Source organism: Streptomyces sp. NPDC002520, assembly GCF_053595235.1.
In genome coordinates, this window is the sequence record NZ_JBSFXG010000018.1 from 140140 (window position 1) to 160658 (window position 20519).

At 72.1% G+C, this 20519-nt stretch carries 18 protein-coding genes and 2 pseudogenes; 14 read left to right on the plus strand and 6 right to left on the minus strand.

The genetic code is table 11. From position 1 onward, the window contains the following. Window positions 1–14: 14 nt before the first annotated feature. The 7 genes and pseudogenes from ACWD5D_RS24855 to ACWD5D_RS24885 all read left to right on the plus strand — a co-directional run bounded on the left by ACWD5D_RS24855 (window position 15) and on the right by ACWD5D_RS24885 (window position 6669). Window positions 15–1055 carry a helix-turn-helix transcriptional regulator gene (locus ACWD5D_RS24855; RefSeq protein ID WP_451374941.1) on the plus strand — a complete coding sequence of 347 codons (1041 nt, stop codon included), beginning with the start codon at window positions 15–17 and terminating at the stop codon, window positions 1053–1055. 38 nt (window positions 1056–1093) lie between these two features. After that, window positions 1094–1354: a hypothetical protein gene (locus ACWD5D_RS24860; RefSeq protein ID WP_451374977.1), complete on the plus strand. Its 261-nt coding sequence runs from the start codon at window positions 1094–1096 to the stop codon at window positions 1352–1354. A 20-nt stretch (window positions 1355–1374) separates the two neighbouring features. Then, a complete protein-coding gene (locus ACWD5D_RS24865) occupies window positions 1375–1569 on the plus strand; it encodes a hypothetical protein (protein WP_451374942.1) in 195 nt (64 codons plus the stop codon). Between the two features lie 257 nt (window positions 1570–1826). Then, complete coding sequence (tatA, locus tag ACWD5D_RS24870) at window positions 1827–2111, plus strand: Sec-independent protein translocase subunit TatA (RefSeq protein WP_451374943.1); 285 nt, start codon at window positions 1827–1829, stop codon at window positions 2109–2111. A gap of 90 nt (window positions 2112–2201) precedes the next feature. After that, entirely contained in the window at window positions 2202–3107 is a 906-nt protein-coding gene (tatC, locus tag ACWD5D_RS24875) for a twin-arginine translocase subunit TatC (protein WP_451374978.1), read from the plus strand. Between the two features lie 107 nt (window positions 3108–3214). Beyond that, window positions 3215–6066, plus strand: a pseudogene (locus ACWD5D_RS24880) (DEAD/DEAH box helicase). A 199-nt stretch (window positions 6067–6265) separates the two neighbouring features. Beyond that, window positions 6266–6669: pseudogene (locus ACWD5D_RS24885) on the plus strand (roadblock/LC7 domain-containing protein). Window positions 6670–7014: 345 nt separating this feature from the next. On the opposite strand, the gene ACWD5D_RS24890 reads toward ACWD5D_RS24885, so the two are convergent. Next, entirely contained in the window at window positions 7015–7968 is a 954-nt protein-coding gene (locus ACWD5D_RS24890; RefSeq protein ID WP_451374944.1) for an RluA family pseudouridine synthase, read from the minus strand. Between the two features lie 68 nt (window positions 7969–8036). On the opposite strand from ACWD5D_RS24890, the gene ACWD5D_RS24895 reads away from it, so the two are divergent. After that, entirely contained in the window at window positions 8037–8618 is a 582-nt protein-coding gene (locus tag ACWD5D_RS24895) for a GNAT family N-acetyltransferase (protein ID WP_451374945.1), read from the plus strand. 33 nt (window positions 8619–8651) lie between these two features. On the opposite strand, the gene ACWD5D_RS24900 is transcribed toward ACWD5D_RS24895, so the two are convergent. Next, window positions 8652–9515 (minus strand): siderophore-interacting protein, encoded by an 864-nt coding sequence (locus ACWD5D_RS24900; protein WP_451374946.1) that lies wholly within the window; start codon window positions 9513–9515, stop codon window positions 8652–8654. Window positions 9516–9680: 165 nt separating this feature from the next. Further along, on the minus strand, window positions 9681–10601 hold the full coding sequence (locus ACWD5D_RS24905) for a 5'-3' exonuclease (RefSeq protein ID WP_451374947.1): 921 nt from the start codon (window positions 10599–10601) through the stop codon (window positions 9681–9683). 210 nt (window positions 10602–10811) lie between these two features. Between ACWD5D_RS24905 and ACWD5D_RS24910 the strand changes: the two genes are divergently transcribed. The 4 genes from ACWD5D_RS24910 to ACWD5D_RS24925 all read left to right on the plus strand — a co-directional run bounded on the left by ACWD5D_RS24910 (window position 10812) and on the right by ACWD5D_RS24925 (window position 15490). Next, window positions 10812–11897 carry a quaternary amine ABC transporter ATP-binding protein gene (locus ACWD5D_RS24910; protein WP_451374948.1) on the plus strand — a complete coding sequence of 362 codons (1086 nt, stop codon included), beginning with the start codon at window positions 10812–10814 and terminating at the stop codon, window positions 11895–11897. Next, on the plus strand, window positions 11890–13704 hold the full coding sequence (locus ACWD5D_RS24915) for an ABC transporter permease/substrate binding protein (protein WP_451374949.1): 1815 nt from the start codon (window positions 11890–11892) through the stop codon (window positions 13702–13704). Before ACWD5D_RS24910 ends, ACWD5D_RS24915 begins: the two co-directional genes overlap by 8 nt. Window positions 13705–14075: 371 nt before the next feature. Beyond that, window positions 14076–14648 (plus strand): helix-turn-helix domain-containing protein, encoded by a 573-nt coding sequence (locus ACWD5D_RS24920; RefSeq protein WP_451374950.1) that lies wholly within the window; start codon window positions 14076–14078, stop codon window positions 14646–14648. Between the two features lie 122 nt (window positions 14649–14770). Continuing rightward, window positions 14771–15490, plus strand: a complete 720-nt coding sequence (locus ACWD5D_RS24925) for a helical backbone metal receptor (RefSeq protein ID WP_451374951.1) — start codon at window positions 14771–14773, stop codon at window positions 15488–15490. Here the strand turns inward: ACWD5D_RS24925 and ACWD5D_RS24930 are convergent. Further along, window positions 15417–16559, minus strand: a complete 1143-nt coding sequence (locus ACWD5D_RS24930; protein WP_451374952.1) for a TDT family transporter — start codon at window positions 16557–16559, stop codon at window positions 15417–15419. The genes ACWD5D_RS24925 and ACWD5D_RS24930 overlap by 74 nt on opposite strands. A gap of 70 nt (window positions 16560–16629) precedes the next feature. On the opposite strand from ACWD5D_RS24930, the gene ACWD5D_RS24935 reads away from it, so the two are divergent. Beyond that, window positions 16630–17559 (plus strand): LysR family transcriptional regulator, encoded by a 930-nt coding sequence (locus ACWD5D_RS24935; RefSeq protein ID WP_451374953.1) that lies wholly within the window; start codon window positions 16630–16632, stop codon window positions 17557–17559. 2 nt (window positions 17560–17561) lie between these two features. Here the strand turns inward: ACWD5D_RS24935 and ACWD5D_RS24940 are convergent, their stop codons facing one another. Then, window positions 17562–18248, minus strand: coding sequence for a gamma-glutamyl-gamma-aminobutyrate hydrolase family protein (locus tag ACWD5D_RS24940; protein WP_451374954.1), 687 nt, complete (start codon window positions 18246–18248; stop codon window positions 17562–17564). Between the two features lie 52 nt (window positions 18249–18300). Continuing rightward, entirely contained in the window at window positions 18301–19065 is a 765-nt protein-coding gene (locus ACWD5D_RS24945; RefSeq protein WP_451374955.1) for a FadR/GntR family transcriptional regulator, read from the minus strand. A gap of 94 nt (window positions 19066–19159) precedes the next feature. Between ACWD5D_RS24945 and ACWD5D_RS24950 the strand changes: the two genes are divergently transcribed. Beyond that, window positions 19160–20518, plus strand: coding sequence for a glutamine synthetase family protein (locus ACWD5D_RS24950; protein ID WP_451374956.1), 1359 nt, complete (start codon window positions 19160–19162; stop codon window positions 20516–20518). Window position 20519: the final 1 nt, after the last annotated feature.

Here is a 20519-nt window from a genome sequence, read left to right on the forward strand (position 1 = left end):
GGAGCGGAAGAACCATGGCAGGAAAACCGGTCAGGCCCGCGAGCGCCATCGACCAGACCCGGCGGATGCTCTCCCTGGTGACGTATCTGCGGGAGCGCCCCGGCGCCCGGATCGCGGACGTCGCGCGCGCCTTCGGCATCACCGAGGACGAGCTGGTCTCCGACCTGGATCTGCTGCCCATGTGCGGCACCAGCTTCCGCGGCGGCGACCTGCTGGACATCGACACCGACGGCGAGCGGATCTGGTGGCACAACCCGGCCGCGCTCGGCGAGGAGGCGGCCGAGCCGCTGCGGCTTGCGGCCGACGAGGCCACCGCCCTGCTGGTCGCCGCCCGCGCCGTCTCCACCCTGCGCGGGCTGCGGGAGAGCGACCGGCAGGCCCTGCTGCGGGCGACCGCCAAGGTGGAGGGGTCGGCCGGTGAGGCGGCCGGTGCCAGCGCCCGCCTCTCGGTGACGTTCGAGTCCGAGGGCGGCGTCTTCGCCGACGTCGACCGGGCGATCTCCGAGCGCCGCCGGCTGTGGATCCGCTACTACTCACCGGCGCGTGACGAGGTCACCGAGCGGGAGATCGACCCGATCCGCCTGGTCAGCGTCGGGCACACCTATGTGGAGGCGTGGTGCCGGCGCTCCGAGGCGCGGCGCACCTTCCGGCTCGACCGGGTCGCCGAGATCCGGATCCTGGACGAGCCGTCCGCGCCGCCCGAGGTTGAACTGCGGGACCTGTCCGAGGCCCTGGTGCAGCCCGCGGCGGAGGACCCGGAGGTTGTGATCGAGGTCGCCCCGGGCGGCCGCTGGGTCGCCGAGTACTACCCGCACGACAGTGCCGAGGAGCTGCCCGACGGCGGGTTGCGGATCACTTTGCGCACCCCTGATCCGGCGTCGCTGCGGCGCCTCGCGCTGCGGCTGGGCGGCGACGGCCGGATCGTCTCGCCGCCCGAGCTGGCCGACAGCGCGCGGCACGCGGCCCGCGAGGCTCTCGCGGCCTACGACAGCGCGCCCGCGGCGGCGCACGCGGTTCACGACGGGTCGTACGAGAGGCAGGAGCGAGGGCTTTGAGCGAGTCTTCCGTGCCGGGTGCGGGTGACACGGGCCAGATGTCGGTGGCGGCCGCCTTCGCGGGGATGAGGAGAGTGGTCCCCGTGGTGTTCAAGGCGGGTTGCCCGGACTGCCGGGGCCGTTTCGAACTCGCCGCGAGCGCTCTGCGCCTGGCGATCGGCGCGAGCAGCCGGACGACGTTCTACTCCTTCACCTGCCCCGACTGCGGTGCCTCGGTGCGCAAGCCCGCCGGCGAGCGGATCGTCGAGCTGCTCACCGGCGGCGGTGTCAGCACCCTGCGGCTGCACTCCACCGTCTAGGACGGTCTAGGCTCGGCGTCATGTTCTGGCCGATGATCGCGGTAGCTGTGGGTTTCCTGGGTCTCGCCGTCCTGGGGGTGCTCGCCGTCCGGGTGTTCCTGGAGGCCCGGCGCCTGGGCGTGCAGGTCGCGGAATCCGGGCGCCGTATCAACAGGGCGGCCGAGGAACTGGAGCGCGCGGCGGTGAGCGCGGCCCGCACCGTCGACACTCTGTGACACGCCTGGTAACAGCCCCAACTGCCGTGATGCAAGCGTTTTGCGTCACTTCGCCCTGTCATGCCGACCACCGGGGCAGGTACGCTGCATTTCGCGGTGCGAAAAGCGAGGCGCGTACCGCTGACCGGGAGTACGCACGGGGCTTGCCCGCCGTTTACCCCTGAGCGTTACGATCGCTGTCAGCACGATCACTCGGACGGATGTCCGACAGGTCGGACAGTACCCACCCAGTCGCCTCGGTGAGAAGGTAAACACTCATGATCGGAAGGCTCGGTCCTACCGAGATCATTCTCATCCTCGTCGTCGTCTTCCTCCTCTTCGGCGCGAAGAAGCTTCCGGACATGGCCCGCTCGCTGGGCAAGTCCGCACGCATCCTCAAGAGCGAGGCCAAGGCGATGAAGGAGGAGGGCAACACCGCCGCCCCGGCCGGCCCGCCGAACACCAACGAGGAGCCTCCCGCCCAGCGCACCATCCAGGCCGCCCCCGGTGACGTGAGCAGCTCGCGCCCGGTCAACGAGCCGACGGACACCACCAAGCGCTGACACGCGGCCGGATCTCCGGTCTGCCGCACGAGATGAGGACGTGGGTTGCTCAAGTCTGCCCGCAAGAAAGAGAAGGACCCCGAGGGGCGGATGCCCCTGGTGGAGCACCTTCGGGAGCTGCGCAACCGGCTCGCGAAGGGCATGCTGGCGATCACGGTGGTCTCCGTGGTGGTCGCCTTCTACAGCCAGGACCTGATGTCCTTCCTCATGCATCCGGTCCCGCGCTGCACCAAGGGGCTCGGTGAGTCCACGGGCGGCCACTGCGCCGTCATCGCCTACACCGACCTGTTGTCGCCCTTCACGACCACGGTGAAGGTCTGCTTCATGGCGGGCGTGATCATCTCCAGCCCCGTCTGGCTGTACCAGCTGTGGGCGTTCATCGCGCCCGGTCTGCACAAGCACGAGCGCAAGTACACGTACGCGTTCGTGGCCGCGGCCGCGCCGCTCTTTTTGGCCGGTGCCTGGCTGGCCTACACGATCCTGCCGATCAGCATGCGCGTGCTGCTCGGGATCACGCCCGAGGGCTCGGCGAACATCCTGCCGATGGACAAGATCCTGGACTTCATCGTCCGGATGATCCTCATCTTCGGCGGCGCCTTCGAACTGCCCCTGCTGCTGATCATGCTGAACTTCGTCGGCATCGTGTCCGGACGCCGCATGCTCGGCTGGTGGCGCGGCGTCGTCATGGGCGTCTTCGTCTTCGGTGCCGTGGCGACCCCCACCACCGACCCCTTCGGCATGATCGCGCTCGCGGGCCCCATCGTGGTGCTGTACTTCATCGCCGTCGGCCTCTCCATCCTCAACGATCGCCGCCGCGGACGTGCCAACCCCGACGCGGAGCTGGACGACGACGAGGCCTCGTCCCTCGACCTGACCCCGCAGCCCATCGACGACGTACAACCCGTCCCGGCCGCCGCGGCCCTGCCCGAACAGGCCGGCGGAGGCGTCGACGGCGCGCCGTCGGGCAAGTACAACGGCTACGACGACATCACCTGAGCGGCCGGACACCGGCCCACAGGTCACGGCATGAGCGAGGGGCCGGACGGGATCTCCCGTCCGGCCCCTCGCGCGCGTGCACATGCCCGCAGCAGGCCGAACGGATAATGATCGTCCTGTTGTCAGTGCGGCCCGGTACGCTCGAAAGACGATGACAGAGGACCTCTCACCGGCCGAGCGGTACGCGGCAGCCCGTCTGCGGGCAGCCGAGCAGGCCACCGCGCTCTCGTCCTTCCGCGAGATGTACGACTTCGGACTCGACGCCTTCCAGGTCGAGTCCTGTCAGGCACTCGAGGACGGCAAGGGCGTACTGGTCGCCGCCCCCACCGGCTCCGGCAAGACGATCGTGGGCGAGTTCGCCGTCCACCTCGCCCTGCGACAGGGCAAGAAGTGCTTCTACACGACACCCATCAAGGCGCTGTCGAACCAGAAGTACGCCGACCTGTGCCGTCGCTACGGCAGCGACAAGGTCGGCCTCCTCACCGGCGACAACAGCGTCAACTCCGACGCCCCGGTGGTCGTGATGACCACCGAGGTGCTGCGGAACATGCTCTACGCCGGCTCGCAGACGCTCCTCGGCCTCGGTTACGTGGTCATGGACGAGGTGCACTACCTCTCCGACCGCTTCCGCGGCGCCGTCTGGGAGGAAGTGATCATCCACCTGCCCGAGTCGGTGACGCTGGTGTCACTGTCGGCGACCGTGTCCAACGCCGAGGAGTTCGGTGACTGGCTGGACACCGTCCGCGGGGACACCGAGGTGATCGTCTCCGAGCACCGGCCTGTGCCGCTGTTCCAGCACGTGCTCGCCGGACGCCGGATGTACGACCTGTTCGAGGAGGGCGAGGGCCACAAGAAGGCCGTCAACCCCGACCTCGTCCGCCTCGCCCGGATGGAGGCCACCCGGCCCTCGTACCAGGACCGCCGGCGCGGCCGCGCGATGCGCGAGGCCGACCGCGAGCGCGAGCGCAGACAGCGCTCGCGCGTGTGGACGCCCGGACGGCCCGAGGTCATCGAACGCCTCGACTCCGAGGGCCTGCTGCCCGCGATCACCTTCATCTTCAGCCGCGCCGCCTGCGAGGCCGCCGTCCAGCAGTGCCTGTACGCGGGCCTCAGGCTCAACGACGAGGAGGAGCGGGAAAAGGTCCGCGCCCTCGTCGAGGAGCGCACCGCCGCCATCCCCTCGGAGGACCTGCACGTCCTCGGCTACTACGAGTGGCTGGAGGGCCTGGAGCGGGGCATCGCCGCCCACCACGCCGGCATGCTGCCGACCTTCAAGGAGGTCGTCGAGGAGCTGTTCGTCCGCGGCCTGGTCAAGGCCGTGTTCGCCACCGAGACCCTCGCGCTCGGCATCAACATGCCCGCCCGCTCCGTGGTGCTGGAGAAGCTCGTCAAGTGGAACGGCGAGCAGCACGCCGACATCACGCCCGGCGAGTACACGCAGCTCACCGGCCGTGCGGGACGGCGCGGCATCGATGTCGAGGGACACGCGGTCGTGCTGTGGCAGCGGGCCACCAGCCCCGAGCACCTCGCCGGACTCGCGGGCACCCGTACCTATCCGCTGCGTTCCAGCTTCAAGCCGTCGTACAACATGGCGGTCAACCTGGTCGAGCAGTTCGGCCGGCACCGCTCGCGCGAGCTGCTGGAGACCTCCTTCGCGCAGTTCCAGGCCGACAAGTCGGTCGTCGGCATCTCCCGGCAGGTGCAGCGCAACGAGGAGGGTCTGGAGGGCTACAAGGCCTCCATGACCTGCCACCTCGGCGACTTCGAGGAGTACGCGCGGCTGCGCCGCGAACTGAAGGACCGCGAGACCGAACTGGCCCGGCAGGGCGCCAACGAGCGGCGCGCCGAGGCCGCCGTCGCCCTGGAGAAGCTCAAGCCCGGCGACGTCATCCACGTGCCGACGGGCAAGTACGCGGGCCTCGCCCTCGTGCTGGACCCGGGCCTGCCCGCCGGCCGCTCCAACGGACACCGCGGCCTGGAGCACCACGACGGCCCGCGCCCCCTGGTGCTCACCGCCGAGCGGCAGGTCAAGCGGCTGGCGTCCATGGACTTCCCGGTGCCGGTCGAGGCCCTGGACCGGATGCGGATCCCGAAGTCCTTCAACCCGCGCTCCCCGCAGTCCCGCCGCGACCTGGCCTCCGCGCTGCGCACCAAGGCCGGGCACATCCCGCCGGAGCGGGCCCGCAAGAAGCGTTCGCAGGCCGCCGACGACCGTGAGATCGCCCGGCTGCGGACCGCGATCCGCGCGCACCCCTGCCACGGGTGCGACGACCGTGAGGACCACGCGCGCTGGGCCGAGCGCTACCACCGGCTGATGCGCGACACCTCGCAGCTGGAGCGGCGCATCGAGGGCCGCACGAACACCATCGCGCGGACCTTCGACCGCATCGTCGCCCTGCTGACCGAGCTGGACTACCTGCGCGGCGACGAGGTCACCGAGCACGGCAAGCGGCTCGCCCGGCTCTACGGCGAACTCGACCTGCTCGCCAGCGAATGCCTGCGCGAGGGCGTCTGGGAAGGGCTCGGCCCCGCCGAACTCGCCGCCTGCGTCTCGGCGTTGGTGTACGAGGCCCGGGTCGGCGACGACGCCATGGCGCCCAAGCTGCCCTCCGGCAAGGCGAAGGCCGCGCTCAGCGAGATGGTGCGGATCTGGGGCCGGCTGGACGCGCTGGAGGAGGACTTCCGGATCAACCAGACCGAAGGCGTCGGCCAGCGCCAGCCGGATCTCGGGTTCGCGTGGGCCGCGTACATGTGGGCCTCCGGGAAGGGCCTCGACGAGGTGCTGCGCGAGGCGGAGATGCCGGCGGGCGACTTCGTGCGCTGGTGCAAGCAGGTCATCGACGTGCTGGGGCAGATCTCGGCGGCTTCTCCCGCGGCGGGCTCGACCGTGGCGAAGGCCGCGCGGAAGGCTGTCGACCAGTTGCTGCGGGGGGTTGTCGCCTACTCGTCGGTGGGGTGACGGTTTCGCCTGCGGGTGCGGGTGGTCTGTGGCTTGTCGCTCCCTCACTCTCGGCTTCTCCCCACTCTCGGCTTCTCCCCCACTCTCGGCTTCGCTCGAGCGGGGGGTCCCCCAGCGCGGGGGACCCCAGCGCGGCGCAGCCGCACATCGGACACCGCCCCGAGGCCGCCACCGGCGCCGACGACGAGGGGGACCTCAAGTGATCCAGCAGCGAGGCAACATCGACTGGATGCTCAAGCAGCTCAACGACGGTGTGCCGGGCATCCAGATGATCGTGGTCCTCTCCGCCGACGGACTGCGCATCGCCCGCTACGGCGGTGACCCCGACGCGGCGGACCGGGTGGCCGCTGCCTGCGCGGGCGTGCAGAGCCTGGCCGGCGCCATCATCCAGGAGATCCACGGCACCGGCGACACGAAGCTCGTCGTCATCGAGATCGAGGGCGGCTACTTCTACCTGATGAACGCCGGAGCCAACGCCTTTCTCGCCGTGCTCGCCGACGTCACCTGCGAACCCGGCCGGATGACGGCATGATGCGCGACCTCGTCGTCCGCATCGGCGCGCATCTCACCAGTCCACCCCGGCGCAACGGGCAGACCGTATGACTTCTCCGCGACGCAAACGGCGCGGGCCCGACGACCTGCCGTCCCCTCCTCCTCCTCCGGCACCCCCGCCGCAGCGGGCCAGTCGGCAGGTCGGCACCCTCGGCACGGACCCGGCACCGGTCCCCGAGCCACCCTGCCGGGCACCCACGGTCGGCGCACCCCGGCTCGCGCCCGAGTGGCCCCGCCCCGGCCCGCCCCCATGGCCTCGGAACCGGCCCGCCGCCTGAACGTGTGGCGGCGGATGCTGCGCTGGTGGCGAGGGGAGTGAGGAAGTGAGGCGACGCCGGCCCGGCAAGCGGGCGAAGGGTGTGGCGAGCGGCGCCGACCGCGAATAGCGCGCGCGGACTACTGCCCTCCACCGGCCCACTTCGCCGGGTCCGTCCACGCCTGGAGGGTGCGGTCGCTGCGGAACCGGTGCTCCGCGCCCGTGACCGGATCGGTGAACTCCAGCCTTCGTGCGAGCAGTTGCAGCGGACGCCGGAAGTCGCCGGCCGGCACGGGGGCGGTCACTTCCGGGTACAGCGGGTCGCCGAGGACGGGGATGCCGAGCGCGTTCAGATGGACCCGCAGCTGATGGGTCTGACCCGTCTGCGGGAGCAGCCGGTACCGGGCCAGGCCGGCCCGCCGCTCGGCCGACTCCACGACGGTCACCGCGTTCGGCTCGCCCTCGACCTCCCGGGCGGCCTGCACCCCGCGCTCCTTCACGATCCTGCTGCGCACGGTCCGGGGCAGGGCCAGCGTCGGGTCGTACGGGGCGACGGCCTCGTACTCCTTGCGCACCAGGCGGTCCCCGAACAGCGTCTGGTACGCGCCCCGCTCCTCGGGCCGCACCGTGAACAGCACCAGTCCTGCGGTGAGCCGGTCCAGGCGGTGCGCGGCGGACAGCGTCGGAAGGTCCAGGTCGCGGCGCAGCCGCGCCAGCGCGGTCTCGGTGACATGGGAGCCGCGCGGAGTGGTCGCCAGGAAGTGCGGCTTGTCGGCGACGACGATGTGCGCGTCCCGGTACACCACCTCGAGGGGGAACGGCACCGGCACCTCCGGGGCCCGCTCCCGGTGGAACCACACGAACATCCCCGGCTCGTACGGCGCGTCCGGCGCCACCGCCCGGCCGTCGGCCCCCACGATCAGCCCCGAGCCGAACATCGCCTCGATCACCCCGGGCCCGGCGCCGGTCAGCCGCTCCACGAGATGCTCGCGCACCGTGGCCCACGCCCCGTCGAACGGCAGCCGCACCCGCACGGGATCGACACCGTCGCGCTGGGGGAGCGGGGCGGGCGGGGGAGGTGTACGGCGTCTCATCGGGACACAAGGGTACGGCGGCGGAAAACCGCTGAGGTGTGGGCCGCCGCCTTGGCAGGATGCGGATCATGCCGTATCTCACCGAACCGGTGCTGGCCGCCGGCACCCTCGCCCGTAACCCGCAGCCTGTGCTGCCGACCGGTGACGGTCTGGTCCTGCGCCCCTGGCGGGCCGAGGACGCGCCCGCCGTCCACGCCGCCTTCCAGGACCCGGTGCTGCACCAGTGGCACCTGCGCGGCTGCGAGTCCGAGGAGGAGGCCGCGCAATGGATCGACGAGTGGCGCGGCGCCTGGGCGGGCGAGGACAACGCCCAGTGGGCCGTGGCCGACGCGGACACGGACGAGCTGCTGGGCCGGGTCGCGCTGCGGCAGATCGTGCTCGGCGACGGCGTGGCCGAGGTGGCGTACTGGACCGTGCCGCAGGCCCGGGGCCGGGGCGTCGCCGCGCGTGCCACGACCACCGTGACCCGCTGGGCCTTCGAGGAGGTCGGCCTGATGCGACTGGAACTCCTGCACTCGATCGCCAACCCGGCCTCCTGCCGCGTCGCCTCGAAGACCGGCTTCGCCCTGGAGGGCACCAAGCGCAGCGGCTTCCTGCACCGGGACGGCTGGCACGACATGCATCTGCACGCGCGCCTTCGCACGGACTGATCCCGCGAGGTCGGTGATGTCGCGCGGTGCCGCTCAGGCGGCCGCCGCGCCGTCGTTCTCCTGGCCGCCGCTCTCCTGCTCGGCCTCGATACGGGCGTTCCAGTCCCGCTTGGAGGCCTGCCAGCCGTCCTCGTTGTGCCCGAGCCGCCAGTACCCGGAGATGGACAGGTCCTCGCGCGGGATGCTCAGGTCGACCCGCAGCATCCGGCGCAGCTCCTTCACGAAGCTCGCCTCGCCGTGCACGAACGCGTGCAGTCGGCCCTCCGGGAACTCCAGCGCCCGTACGGCCTCCAGCAGGGCCTCGCCCACCGGCCGGTCCCCGCGGTGCAGCCAGACGACCTGCACATCGGAGTCGATCTTCTGCTGCTCCTCGGGGCCGGACACCTCCACGAAGGCGTGCGCGCGGGCACCGGAGGGCAGCGTCTCCAGGGCACGGGCGATCGCGGGCAGCGCGCTCTCGTCCCCGACGAGCAGATGCCAGTCGGCGGTCGCATCGGGAGCGTAGGCGCCGCCGGGTCCCATGAAGCGCACGGTCTCGCCCGGCCGCACCCGGGTGGCCCAGGGCCCGGCCAGACCCTCGTCACCGTGGATCACGAAGTCCAGGGTCAGCTCGAGGTGCTCCGGATCCCAGCCGCGCACGGTGTACGTCCGGGTCACCGGCCACTGCTCGCGCGGGAACTCGGCGCGGATCCGCTCCAGGTCGAACGGCTCCGGGTAGGTGACGCCCGCGGGCCCGAACAGCAGCTTCACGTAGTGGTCGGTGCAGGTGTCGGCGGTGAATCCGGCCAGGCCGTCACCACCGAGCACCACGCGCTGCATGTGCGGGGTCAGCCGCTCGGTGCGCACCACCTGTGCGGCGCGCGGCTTGCGCGGCTTTCGTCCCGGGCGCTCTGCCATGGCGGCCTCCTGCTGCACTACTGACGCATTGGTTAGGTTTGCCTAAGTTAGCATCCCGATCCGGTCAACACCTCGGCCCCTGGTGGAGGATGAGATCCCTTTGCCGGAATATTCCCGTGGAATCGGCGTCGAAGCGTCCGGCGCCGGGTCCCGGGGGCCCCGGCATCACTCCTCGAGCGTGATCAGCAGCCGCTGCAGGGAGCCGCCCAGCCCCCAGCGGGCCGCCAGCGCGTCCAGCCCGGCCGGGTCGCGCGGCGCGCGCGGCAGCGCGGTGTCCACGTGCGGCAGCGGGACGTCGCCGGCCACCCGGACCACCTTCGGCGCCACCGCGAGATAGGGCCCCGCCTCGGTCAGCCGCTTGCGCTGCGTCGGGGTCAGCTTCGCCTTCGGATCCTCGGCCGCCGCCATGATCCCGGCCAGGTCGCCGAACTCGGCCAGCAGCTTGGCGGCCGTCTTCTCGCCGACACCGGGCACGCCCGGCAGGCCGTCGCTCGGGTCGCCGCGCAGCAGCGCCAGATCCGCGTACCCGCGCCCGTCGACCCCGTACTTCTCGCGCAGCACCGCCTCGTCGGTCAGCTGCAGCGTGCCCACCCCCTTGAGCGGGTACAGCACCCGGATCCCACGCTCGTCGTCGACCAGCTGGTACAGGTCGCGGTCGCCGGTGACGATGTCCACCGGACCGTCCGCGCGCGCGGTGAACGTGCCGATCACGTCGTCGGCCTCGTACCCCTCGACCCCGACCCGGGCGATGCCGACCGCGTCCAGCACCTCCTCGATGACCGGCACCTGCGGGGCAAGGGTGTCCGGCACCTCCTCCGCGTCCGGTCCCGTCTCGTGCTCCTCGGCGACGCGGTGCGCCTTGTAGGAGGGGATGAGGTCCACCCGCCACTGGGGCCGCCAGTCGGCGTCCATGCAGGCCACCAGCCGGTCCGGGCGGTGGTCCTTGACCAGCCGGTCGATGAAGTCCAGCAGCCCCCGCACGGCGTTCACCGGCGTGCCGTCGGGCGCCCGAACGGAGTCCGGCACGCCGAAGTAGGCGCGGAAGTAGAGCGAGGCGGTGTCGAGAAGCATGAGTCGTCCGGTCACGCTCGCATCATGCCGCACGGCACCGACAGCGGGCCCTCGCCCCGAAAGACGCCGGAACGCGTTGCGGTATGCGCACCGCCGTGAGGCGGGCCACTTGTGCGTTTGTCCTCCGGGAGCCCGGGCAGGCGCCGCCTCGGAGCGATGCCGGTTGCCTGTTCAACTGATGGTGGCCGGTCGCTCCCTTTCTGTTGTCGAAGACGAGAGGTACGCGTGTCATCCAGGCTTGAGGCCGAGCACCTGTTCAAGGTGTTCGGCAGACGACCGGACCAAGCGGTGGAGCGGCTGAGACAGGGCGCCGACCGGGAGGAGCTGCGCTCCGACGGCACCACCGCGGCCGTGATCGACGCCTCCTTCACCGTCGAACCCGGCCAGATCTTCGTGGTCATGGGCCTGTCCGGCTCGGGCAAGTCCACCCTGCTGCGCATGCTCAACGGCCTGCTGGAGCCGACGGCCGGCCGGGTCCGCTTCGACGGCCAGGACCTGACCGCGCTGAGCGACCGCGAGCTGCGCGAGGTCCGCTCCAGGAAGATCAGCATGGTCTTCCAGCACTTCGCGCTCTTCCCGCACCGCAGCGTCCGCGACAACGCCGCCTACGGCCTGTCCGTGCAGGGCGTGCCCCGCGCCGAGCGCGAACGCCGCGCCGACGAGGCGCTCGCTCTGTGCGGACTGGCCGGCTGGGAGAAGTCCTGGCCCGACGAGCTGTCCGGCGGCATGCAGCAGCGCGTGGGCCTCGCCCGCGCCCTCGCCACCGACGCCGACCTGCTGCTCATGGACGAGTCCTTCAGCGCCCTGGACCCGCTGATCCGCCGCGACATGCAGGATCAGCTGCTGGAACTCCAGAAGAAGCTGAAGAAGACCATCGTCTTCATCACCCACGACCTCAACGAGGCCATGCGCCTGGGCGACCGCATCGCCGTCATGCGCGACGGCCGCATCGTGCAGAACGGCACCGCAGAGGACATCCTGCTGCGCCCGGAGAACGACTACGTCGCCTCCTTCATCCAGGACGTCGACCGCTCCCGCGTGCTGACCGCCGCCGCCGTCATGGACACCGAGGTGGACGGCGACGAGGCCGACTGCCGCTGCGCGACGGCCGGCCCCGACATGCCGTTCACCGAGCTGTGCGCCCTCAGCGCCCGGCTGAGCCACCCGGTCGCCGTAGTCGACGCCGACGGCGGGCTCGTGGGCGTCGTGCCCCGGCAGCGCCTGGTCGGCTTCCTCGGCGACGAGGAGAGCGAGCCGACCGCCTGCGACCACCCGAGGAACGACGGGGAGAAGGTGATCGCCCGTGCCTAGGCTGCACATAGGCGACTGGGTCGACTCGGCTGTCAACTGGCTGGTCGCCCACATGTCCTGGCTGTTCGACGCGGTCCGCGCGGTCGTGGAGGGCATGTACAACGGCATCGACGCCGTCCTCACCGCTCCAGCCCCGCTGCTGATGGCCGGTATCTTCGCCGTCGTCGCCTGGTGGCTGCGCGGCCTGGTCGCGGGCGTCCTCGCCTTCGCCGGGTTCGCCCTCGTCGACTCGCTCGACCTGTGGGACCGGGCCATGTCCACGCTGGCGCTCGTCCTCGTCGCCACCGTCATCGCCCTGGTGATCTCCATCCCGCTGGGCATCTGGGCCGCCCGCTCCAAGGCCGTCAGCGCCGCCGTACGGCCCGCTCTGGACCTGCTCCAGACCATGCCGTCGATGGTCCTGCTGATCCCCGCCATCCTCTTCTTCGGCCTGGGCACGGCGGCGGGTGTCATCGCGACCCTGATCTTCGCGCTGGCCCCCGGCGTCCGCATGACCGAGCTGGGCATCCGCCAGGTCGACGCCGAACTGGTCGAGGCCGCCGAGGCGTTCGGCACCACCCCGCGCGACACCCTGCTACGCGTCCAGCTGCCGCTGGCCCTGCCGACCATCATGGCCGGCGTCAACCAGGTGATCATGCTCGGTCTGTCCATGGTCGTCATCGCCGGCATGGTCGGCACCGGCGGCCTCGGCGGCGCGGTCAACGAGGCCATCGGCCAGCTCGACATCGGCTTCGGCTTCGAGGCGGGCGTCGGCATCGTCGTCCTCGCCATCTACCTCGACCGGATGACCAGCGCGCTCGGCACCCAGCTGTCCCCGCTGGGCCGCAGGGCCGCCGCCAGGGCCCGCACCAGGGCGTGGTCGTACCGGCCGCGCCCGGCGGTCGCCGTCGTCGGCGTGGTCGTCCTCGCGCTCGTCGCGGGCGGCATGAACGTCTTCGGGTCCTCCTCCGGCTCCTCCGAGGCCTCCGGCACGAACGTCGGCAAGGGCAAGGAGATCAAGCTCGGCTACATCGCCTGGGACGAGGGCATCGCCTCCACCTTCCTCTGGAAGGAACTGCTGGAGCGGCGCGGCTTCAAGGTGACCACCTCCACCTACGCCGCCGGCCCCCTCTACACAGGCCTCGCCACCGGACAGCTCGACTTCGAGACCGACTCCTGGCTGCCCACCACGCACGCCGAGTACTGGAAGAAGTACGGCAAGCAGCTGGACGACCTCGGCAGCTGGTACGGCCCCACCTCTCTGGAGCTGACCGTCCCTTCGTACGTGAAGGACGTGAACTCACTGGAGGACCTCAAGAACCACGCCTCCGAGTTCGGCGGCAAGATCGTCGGCATCGAGCCCAGCGCGGGCATGATGAGCATGCTCAAGACCAAGGTCCTCAAGGAGTACGGCCTCGAGGGCGGCTACGACGTCGTCGACGGCTCCACGCCCGCGATGCTGGCCGAGCTGAAGCGCGCCTACGCCAAGAAGCAGCCGGTCGTCGTCACCCTCTGGTCGCCGCACTGGGCGTACAGCGACTACGACCTGAAGAAGCTGAAGGACCCCAAGGGTGCCTGGGGCAAGGGCGACGGCGTGCACACCCTCTCCCGCAAGGGCTTCGCCGCCGACAACCCCCAGGTCGGCACGTGGCTGAAGAACTTCTCGATGACCGAGAAGCAGCTCACCGGCCTGGAGGCGCAGATCCAGAAGGCCGGCAAGGGCAAGGAGCAGGACGCCGTCCGCACCTGGCTGAAGCAGAACCCGGGCCTGGTCGACAAGTGGGCGCCGGTCGCCGGCAAGGACGCCAAGAGCCAGGCGGCCGGGTGACCTGACCCGTCCGGACCGCCACCCGAGGGGTGGGCACCGCCGTACGTCTCGCTGACGTCCGGCCGCTGCCCACCCCTCGCGGTGTCCGGGCCACGGACCGGATCCGGCCGACCACGGAGCGCCACGCACCGGCCCGCCGGGAACACCGGCGCCCGTTCGCGCCTTGAAGCGGGGGGCATGCCGTCCGCTCGGCGGGCCGGCGCACCGGCACGAACCGTGGGGGTGGGGGCCTGCCGGCATGACAGGGATGTGACAGGCGCGTGAAACGGTTTGCCGAACATGCGTAGGGTGCAGAGAACTCATCAGGAGGGGTGCGCCCGAACAGGGACACCCGGAGGACGGCACGACGCGTGAAGGAGGGAGCCGGAGCGATGGGCGACCACAAGGAGCAGCAGCCCGTGCGGGTGGGCGCGGCCGTCCGGCGGCGCCGTCGCGTGCTGGAACTCACGCTCGCCGCAGTGGCCGAGCGCACCGGCCTGTCGGTGCCCTTCCTCAGCCAGGTCGAGAACGACCGCGCCCGCCCCAGCCGCAGCTCCCTGGAGAAGCTGGCCGACGCCCTGCGCACGACGGCCGTGGAACTGCTCGCCGCCGCCGACCCCGCGTGCAGCGTGGACGTCGTACGGGGCGAGCCCCGCGTCGACGGCGACTTCGACCCGCGCACCCGCTCCCTGGTCCGCGGCCACCACCAGCTGCACGCCTCCGAGTTCACCGGCGACCACGACCCCGGCCGCGAGTTCCAGCACCGCAACGACGAGCTGATGTATGTCGTCGACGGCGCCGTCGAGATCGAGGCCGAGGGCCGCGCCTACCGGCTCGGCCGCGGCGACACCCTCTACCTGACCGGTGGTGTCCGGCACCGCTGGCGGGCCACGGTCCCGGAGACCCGGGTGATCGTGGTGGCGGTCGCCGAGCACATCGAGGCCGTCCAGGACCGGTCCCGCTAGGTGCCCCGCCCGATGGGCCGCCGATCGTGCGCGGGGGCGTCGTGGCCGCTCACGCCCACGCTTTGCCGCATGCCGGCACAGCCCCGAGCCCGTCGGGGCACCGCCCTCGCCGGGAGCACGTAGTGCGGGTCGTCTCCCTCGTTCCCTCCCTCACCGAGGCGGTGGCCGTGAGCCTGCCCGGGGGACTCGTCGGCGCCACGGACTGGTGCGGCCACCCCGCCGACCTGGAAGTCACCCGTATCGGCGGCACCAAGAATCCCCGGGTGGACCGGATCATCGCCCTCGCCCCTGACCTGGTGATCGCCAACGAGGAGGAGAACCGCGCCCCCGACCTGGACGCCCTGCGCGCGGCGGGCCTGGAGGTGCTGGTCACCGAGGTGCGGACGGTGCCGCAGGCCTTCTCGGAACTGGACCGGGTGCTGACCGCGTGCGGCGTGCCGGCCCGGCCCCGCTGGCTGGAGGAGGCGGAGGCGGCCTGGGCCGCGCTGCCGGAGCCCGCGGGCCGTACGACGGCGGTCGTACCGATCTGGCGCCGCCCCTGGATGGTCCTGGGCCGGGACACCTTCGCCGGCGACGTCCTCGCCCGCCTCGGCGTGCACCACCTGTACGCCGCTCACCCCGACCGCTACCCCCGCGTGCCCCTGGAGGAGCTGCGGGCGGCGGACCCCGACCTCGTCGTCCTGCCCGACGAGCCCTACCGCTTCACCGCCGCCGACGGCCCCGAGGCCTTCCCCGGCCTGGCCTGCGCCCTGGTCAGCGGACGGCACCTCACCTGGTACGGGCCGTCGCTGGCCGAGGCGCCGCGGGTGCTGGGGCGGGCCCTCGGAGCAGCTCACCGCTGAGCAGACCCCGTACGGTCCCGGCCGAGGCCGCGAGCCACCCGGCGAGCAGCGAGGCGTACAGGCCGACGGCCAGGGCGTCGTACACGTCGAGGCCGGTGTGCCGGGCGAGGGCGCCGGCGCCGGTGACGCAGGTGCCCAGTGGGAAGGTGAACCCCCACCAGGTCATGGCGAAGCCCATGCCCTGCCGCCGGGCCCGCACCACGTGCGCGACGGCGAACGCCAGCCACAGCAGCGCGAAACCCATCACCGGCACCCCGTAGAGCACGGCGAACACCTCGAGGCCGCGGGCGTAGGGCGCCGGCACGACCCCGGGAGCCTCGTCCGCGATCAGACCGAGCGCGGTGGTCGACTGCCCGAGCGGGCCGAGGACCAGGAACAGCGTCGGGGTGAGCGCGAGCGGCAGCGGGCCGCAGGTGATCAGCCGGGCGAAGACCAGCGGCAGCATCAGCAGCGTGGCCAGCAGGCTCACCCCGAACAGGGCGAGGCACGCCAGCAGCAGGGTCTCCCGGGGCTGTCCGGGCGGCAGATGCGGCACCAGCAGCGGACCGACCGCGGCCGACACCATCGGCGCGACGAGCGGCAGCAGCCAGACCGGAGTGGCCTCGGCGGGCTGGACGCGGTGCCGCACCGCCATCAGGTACGGCACCGCGACGGCGGCGAGGAGCCCGATCACGGTGCCGGCGGTGAACAGCACCGTGGCGAGGGCGACCGCGGGGCCGGTGCCGATCCAGTCCCGACCGAGGGTCACGGCACCGCCGCCGACCGCGAGGAGGGCCATCGCCAGGCAGCCGTAGAACGGGGCCATGGCGGGATCGAGGAGGTGGGCGCGGGCCTGGTCGCGGTGGTGGGTCCAGTGCAGGGCACGGGCGGTCAGCAGCGTGACCAGCACAAGGGCGGCCAGCGCCCAGACGACCGTGCAGGGCCCGCGCAGCCCGTCGAGGTGCACGGGGAGCGTGGCGCCGGCCGTGCCGACGACGGAGGTCCCCATGACGGCGGCGTACCAGTTGGGGCCGAGGTGTCGCACGCGCGCGGCGCGGACGGCGGGAAGCGAATGCACTGCGGTGACCATGTCGCCACCCTCGCGCCGCCGATCGTCGCTGACCAGGGAGTTCGCGTCTATGGGGGCATAAGGTGGTCTTATGAGCGAGGGATTTGCGACCGACGACGGACGGCCCGGCGGCTCGCTGGCGCACCGGGTGCCGGACCTCGGCGCCCTGGAGCTGCTGCTGGCCGTGGCACGGCTGGGCAGCCTCGGGGCGGCCGCGCGGGAGGTCGGCATCACGCAGCCGGCCGCCAGCAGCCGCATCCGCTCCATGGAGCGGCAGCTGGGCGTCGCCCTGGTCGACCGCTCGCCGCGCGGCTCCCGGCTCACGGACGCGGGCGCCCTGGTGACCGACTGGGCCCGCCGGGTCGTGGAGGCGGCGGAGGCGTTCGACGCGGGTGCGCAGGCGCTGCGGGACCGCCGGGACTCGCGGTTGCGGGTCGCGGCGAGCATGACGATCGCCGAGTACCTGCTGCCCGGCTGGCTCCTCGCGCTGCGCGCCGGGCGGCCCGACACGGCCGTGTCGCTCCTCGCCGGCAACTCGGCGAAGGTCGCGGAACTCCTGCTGGCCGACGAGGCCGACCTCGGCTTCGTCGAGGGCGTGAGGGTCCCCGCGGGCCTGGACTCGGCCGTCATCGGCCACGACCGTCTGATCGTGGTCACGGCCCCCGCCCATCCCTGGGCCCGCCGCCGGCGCCCCGTGACCGCCGAGGAACTCGCGGCCACCCCCCTGATCCTGCGGGAACGCGGCTCCGGCACCCGCCAGGTCCTGGACACCGCCCTCGGCGGCCTCGCCCGCCCCCTCATCGAACTCTCCTCGACGACCGCGGTGAAAGCCTCCGCGGTGAGCGGCGCCGGCCCCTCCGTCCTCAGCGAACTCGCCGTGGGCGAGGAGCTCGCGATGCGCCGCCTGGTGAGCATCCCGGTGGAGGGCGTTTCCCTGCACCGCGACCTGCGCGCGGTGTGGCCGACGGGGCACCGGCCCACGGGGCCGGCCCGGGAACTGCTGTCGCTGACGAGGGGGTGATCTCAGGACGCGGCCCGCACCAGCGCCCGCATCACCCGCAGGTCCTCGCCCATCTCCGGATGCCACTGCACACCCAGCACCCACGCCTTCGCCGACGGCAGCTCGATCGCTTCCACGGTCCCGTCCTCCGCGTGCGCCGACACCACCAGTCCCTCGCCGAGCCGGTCCACCGCCTGGTGGTGATAGGTCGGCACCGACGTGTGCTCCGGGACGATCCCGCCGTACAGCGTGCCGGGCACCGGCTTCACCGCGTGGTCCCCGAACGCGCCGACCACCTCGGCGTGCCCGTCCACGTGCTGCACCAGCGTCCCGCCGAGCGCCACGTTCAGCAGCTGCATCCCCCGGCAGATCCCCAGTAGCGGCTTGCCCGCCGCCAACGCCGCCCGGATCAGGGCGAGTTCCCACGCGTCGCGCTGGGGTGCGGGCGGCCCCGTGCGCGGTGAGCGCTCCGCGCCGTACCGGGACGGGTCGACGTCGGGGCCGCCCGCGATCACCACCCCGTCCAGTCGCTCCACGACCGCGGCGGCCCGCTCGGGCGCGTCCGGCGGGAGCAGGGACGCGAGTCCCTCGGCCCGCTGCACCAGGCGCGGATAGCCGGCCGGGACCAGCGCCGCGGCCAGCTCCCACACGCCCCAGCGCACACCGGCCTCCAGATACGTACTCACACCGATCAGCGGTCGTGCGGTCACGCTGTCCTCCGGGGGGATGAAAGGTTGTGCCGCGTACCTTTGCAGAAGCGGCTCACGCCAGGAAGCCCCGCAGCAGCGCCGCCGTCCCCGCGCAGTGCTCGCGCATCATCTCCCGCGCGCCGTCCGCGTCCCCGTCCAGTACGGCCTCCACCAGCGCGGTGTGCTGGCGCTGCGAGTGCTCCAGGTTGCGCACCAGCAGCGGGATGCAGTCCAGCAGGTCGTTCACGGTCGCCCGTACCGCGGCGTACCGCGCGGTCAGGGACGGGGAGCCGCACAGCTCGGCGAGGGTCAGGTGGAGCAGCGTGTCCAGCCGCCGGTACTCGGTGAGCGGAGCCTCGTGGGTGCGGTCGAGCGCCTCCCGCAGCCGGACGGCCTGCTCGTCGGTCAGCCCGTGCGCCGCGCACAGTCCGGCCGCGCCCACCTCCAGGACCTCGCGGAAGCGCAGCACGTCCTCGATGTCGACCGACGCGATCCGCCGGCGCAGCTCGTCCTCGCCGCCCGCGTCCGCGCGCGGCAGGACGAACGTTCCGCCGTAGCGCCCGCGCCGCGCCTCAACCAGGCCCTGGTCCTGGAGCACCTTCAGCACCTCGCGCAGCGTCACCCGGCTGATCCCGAGCCGCTCCGCCAGCTCCCGCTCGGCGGGCAGCCGTTCCCCGCCCGGCACCAGCCCCAGGCGCACGACCTGGAGGATCTGCTCCAGCGCCTCCTCGAAGCCGTTGCCGGCCCGCACCGGCCACAACACCGCGGTGAGCCGGTCGTCCTCCCGCTGCTCACGCAGCCCCCTCGGATCCACGCCCCGCTCCGCGTCCCGCGACACCGGCCCTGCCCCCTTCCCAAGCAATGGTTCTCGGCAATACCTTATGGCTCCCGGCAAGGCCGCACCATGCGAAGAAGCCGAAGGAGGCCCTCCCGTGGCAGACCGCACAGCCCCGCTGAGCGTCGAGGAACTGCACGCCCTCGTCGCCGGCGGTGAGATCGACACTGTCGTCCTGGCCTTCCCCGACATGCAAGGGCGGCTGCAGGGCAAGCGGTTCGCCGCCCGGTTCTTCCTCGACGAGGTCCTCAGGCACGGCGCCGAGGGCTGCAACTACCTGCTCGCCGTCGACACCGAGATGAACACCGTCGACGGCTACGCGATGTCCTCCTGGGACCGCGGCTACGGCGACTTCGCCATGCGCCCCGACCTTGCCACGCTGCGCCGCGTCCCCTGGCACCCCGGCACCGCCCTGCTCGTCGCCGACCTCGCCTGGGAGGACGGCTCCCCGGTCGTCGCCGCCCCGCGCCAGATCCTGCGCCGCCAGCTCGAGCGGCTCGCCGAACTCGGCTACACCGCCCAGGCCGGCACCGAGCTGGAGTTCATCGTCTTCAAGGACAGCTACGAGCAGGCCTGGGACGCGAACTACCGCGGTCTGACCCCGGCCAACCAGTACAACATCGACTACTCCATCCTCGGCACCGGCCGCATCGAGCCCCTGCTGCGCCGCCTGCGCAACGACATGGCCGGCGCCGGCCTCACCGTCGAGTCCGCCAAGGGCGAGTGCAACCCCGGCCAGCACGAGATCGCCTTCCGCTACGACGAAGCCCTCGTCACCTGCGACCAGCACGCCCTCTACAAGACCGGCGCCAAGGAGATCGCCGCCCAGGAAGGCGTCTCGATCACCTTCATGGCCAAGTACAACGAGCGCGAGGGCAACTCCTGCCACATCCACCTCTCGCTCGCCGACGCCGAGGGAACCAACGCGATGGCCGACGGCGAGGGAATGTCCGAGGTGATGCGGCACTTCCTCGCCGGACAGCTCGCCGCCCTGCGCGACTTCTCCCTGCTCTACGCCCCCAACATCAACTCCTACAAGCGGTTCCAGCCCGGCTCCTTCGCCCCCACCGCCGTCGCCTGGGGCCACGACAACCGCACCTGCGCCCTCCGCGTCGTCGGGCACGGCCGCTCCCTGCGCTTCGAGAACCGCCTCCCCGGCGGCGACGTCAACCCGTACCTCGCCGTCGCCGGACTCGTCGCGGCCGGCCTGTACGGCATCGAGCAGCGCCTCGAACTGCCCGAGCCGTACCAGGGCAACGCCTACACCGCCGACTTCGAGCACGTCCCGACCACCCTGCGCGAGGCCGCCGAGCTCTGGGAGAACAGCCCCATCGCCAAGGCAGCCTTCGGCGACGAGGTCGTGGCCCACTACCGCAACATGGCACGCGTCGAACTGGACGCCTTCGACGCCGCGGTCACCGACTGGGAGCTGCGTCGCTCCTTCGAACGACTGTGAG